We start from the raw sequence: 2833 nt of genomic DNA on the forward strand, positions 1-2833 counted from the left end.
TGGTCATCCATGCCCGCGAGGACCGCGCGGTTCCGGTGCAGGGCGGCCGGTATCTCGCCGACCACATCCCCGGAGCGCGGTACCTGGAGGTCGAGGGTGTGGACCACGCACCCTTCTTAACCGAGCCCGACAAGATCCTGACCGGGATCGAGGAGTTCCTCACCGGCAGCCATGCCGCGCCGTCGCAGTCCCATCGCGCCCTGCGCAGCGTGTTGTTCACCGACATCGTCGCGTCGACCCAACACGCCGCGGCCACGGGCGATGAGCGGTGGCGCGCGGTGCTGCACCGCTTTGGTGAGATCACCGCCGACCTCACGCAACAATTCGGCGGCACGGTGATCAAGAGCACCGGCGACGGCCACTTGACCACGTTCGACGGGCCGACGCAGGCCATCCGCTGCGCCGAGGCCCTGCGTGCTGACGCCGAGACCCTGGGCATCCAGATCCGCGCCGGCATCCACACCGGCGAGTGCGAACTGCTGAATGCGGACATCGGGGGGCTCGCGGTACACATCGCGGCGCGGATCCTCGGCCAGGCCGGCCCCGGGGAAATCCTCGTGTCCCGCACCGTGCGTGATTTGGTCGTCGGCTCGGGCACCGGCTTCGAGGACCGCGGCAGCGTCGAGTTGCGCGGGGTGCCCGGCACCTGGCAACTCCTGGCGGTCGATCGCGACGGCCCGCGGGCGGGATCGCCTGAGGCAGAACTGGCGTCAATGCCCACTCCTGGCCGTCGGACCGCGATGCGTCGCTCGGACCGCGCCGTAGAGGCGATCGCGACGCGCGCACCGTGGCTCGTGCGCGGGATGACCCGCCTCGCCCCGGCCACCGGCCGCCGCTGAACAGCCGGAGTCAGCGCGCTTGGAGGTGTCTGAGTCCTCGACATCGTTGACAGGTGAGTCGCATTCAGATGCCACCGCCGCCGATGCGTCCGTGCTGGCGAACGACCCCACATTCACGAGCTGCCTAGTCAATCACTAAATAGAAATACGGCTATCGAGTAGCCAACTACGCTAGGCCGCCCCGTGACATCGCCACAGCATTGGAAACATCATGTCCCGCCTCTATCCAAGGAGCGATGTTGTGGCAGAGAACAAAGTTGCCCCCATGTACCAAAAAAGCAGGCAACCGCCCAGCAAGCCAAGGCGGTGGTCGACGGTGGTCGACGCGCGTCCGCCGATTAGTTGTGAATTAGTTGCGAAAGCCGCTTCTCGTCGTTCTTATGTTGGCGCATCATCAATGAGAGACACCGGCCCGCATACGGCGGCCTGGCAGAAGGAGCGGCCATGACCACTGGGCCGGCGGCATCGCGTTTGCAGGAAAATTCCCTCCTCGGCCTCGGCGGCGGTCTCGTAGCCATAGTGGCAGCGGGATACGTGTGCACTTGGGCCGGTTTTTCCCAATCGACGACAACCAGCGTGATGGGATTGGCGATCGGTGTCCCCGCAGCGGTTGAACTGCGGATGAAGAGCCGCCGTCGCAACACAGATGTTGACATCGCGCGCATCCAGCGCGGCGAGTTGCGCCGCCCGGTCGGTCTTGTGGTGATGCTGCTTGCCGCAGGAATTGTCCTGCTTGACTCTGGGTTCGCGCTTTTGATGGTTGGCGTCTCTAGCCTCCAACAGCATGTCGTCAGCTGGGCCAAAATTGCGGTCAGCACTGCGAACGTGGTGTTTGGCCCCCTGACCGGTATCCTTATGGCGATTTTCGGAATGTGCCTTTTCCTGATTTCGTCTTACGCTTCGCACTACTTCGCTAAGCGCCCCTACCTCTGGACCGCCACTGCTGTCGGCTGTGCTTTGGCCGTCCGTGAGGTGGTGGTGGTGCTACTCGGGTTCAAGTCGGGGAGCCAAATGCGGAGCTTAGCCAGAGTTGCTTACGGCTCGCTCGCCGGCATGCTGGCGGCCGAGGTCGTCGCTAGCTTAGGCATCCTTTTTGTCTGCATGGTCGGGGCCTGGCTCGGCAGGCGTTACCACGACGAGTTCCTCGCGAAGAAGCTGGCACATATGGAGGGCAAGGCCGCGAGAGAGGCCGCCAAGCAGCACCAGTCCACTCCGCAGAGTCAAACGACGGCAACGCAGGCTTCGGCACAGGATTCCAGTGCCCCGCAAAACTCCGCGCCGAAATTGGTGACCCTTGTCAGTCGGCCCGATGTCCTACCATCCGCGCCTGACGGCCATCGGACATCGGACCCTATCAAGCAGATTGAGAAACTCGCCCGTCTGCGAGACGCAGGTGCGCTGACCGAGGAAGAGTTCCAGGCAAAGAAAACGGAGATCCTTTGCCGGATCTGAGGCCCCTACGGGCCGAGCGAGCGCTCTACGAGTCGGGCATGGCGGCCGGTGAGGCGATCGCCGAGTTCGAGCGGGACAACGATGCCGGCCCCACCGACCCCGACGGCGGCTCTGGCTCTGTGGATAGCTGAGCCGCTCGTTGCACCCTGCCGTGGCACAGTGCGCGGATGGCGCAGCCCACGCCGCCGCTTTATGCGCTTGACCCGGCTCTGCCGGTGCTGCTACGCCCGGACGGCGCCGTTCAGGTGGGGTGGAGTCCGCGTCGCGCCGTGCTGATCCAGCCGCCGCGCGGCTTGACGCCCGCGGGGTTGGCCGCGCTGCTGCGGACGATGCATTCACCGGTACCGATGAGCGAACTGCAACGGCAAGCCGGTGTGGCCGCCGGTGAGCTGGGCGATCTCGTCGCGAAGCTGGTCGCGGCCGGAGTCGCCACCCGCGGCCGCCGACAGCGGCCCGTCCAGTCGGCGTCGATTCGCGTGCACGGACGCGGCCCGCTGTCAGACCTGCTGCTCGAGGCACTGCGTTGTTCGGGTGCCCGGGTC

The 2833-nt window shown here is 65.6% G+C and carries 3 protein-coding genes and 1 pseudogene; all 4 read left to right on the plus strand.

Going from position 1 to position 2833, the window contains the following annotated elements; genetic code table 11:
• The coding region (locus VKI00_RS23045; protein WP_324441592.1) for an adenylate/guanylate cyclase domain-containing protein at positions 1-839 on the plus strand (839 nt) is incomplete at its 5' end.
• Positions 840-1283: 444 nt separating this feature from the next.
• Positions 1284-2291: an SHOCT domain-containing protein gene (locus tag VKI00_RS23050; protein ID WP_324441594.1), complete on the plus strand. Its 1008-nt coding sequence runs from the start codon at positions 1284-1286 to the stop codon at positions 2289-2291.
• The gene (locus tag VKI00_RS23055; RefSeq protein ID WP_324441596.1) at positions 2279-2422 is read left to right on the plus strand and encodes a hypothetical protein; all 144 of its coding nucleotides are present in this window, start codon (positions 2279-2281) and stop codon (positions 2420-2422) included. The genes VKI00_RS23050 and VKI00_RS23055 overlap by 13 nt, the downstream gene beginning before the upstream one ends.
• Before the next feature lie 36 nt (positions 2423-2458).
• Positions 2459-2833 (plus strand): annotated as a pseudogene (locus VKI00_RS23060) (cyclodehydratase); the annotation flags it as partial.

This window comes from Mycobacterium sp., from assembly GCF_035314665.1.
Classification (GTDB): Bacteria; Actinomycetota; Actinomycetes; order Mycobacteriales; family Mycobacteriaceae; genus Mycobacterium.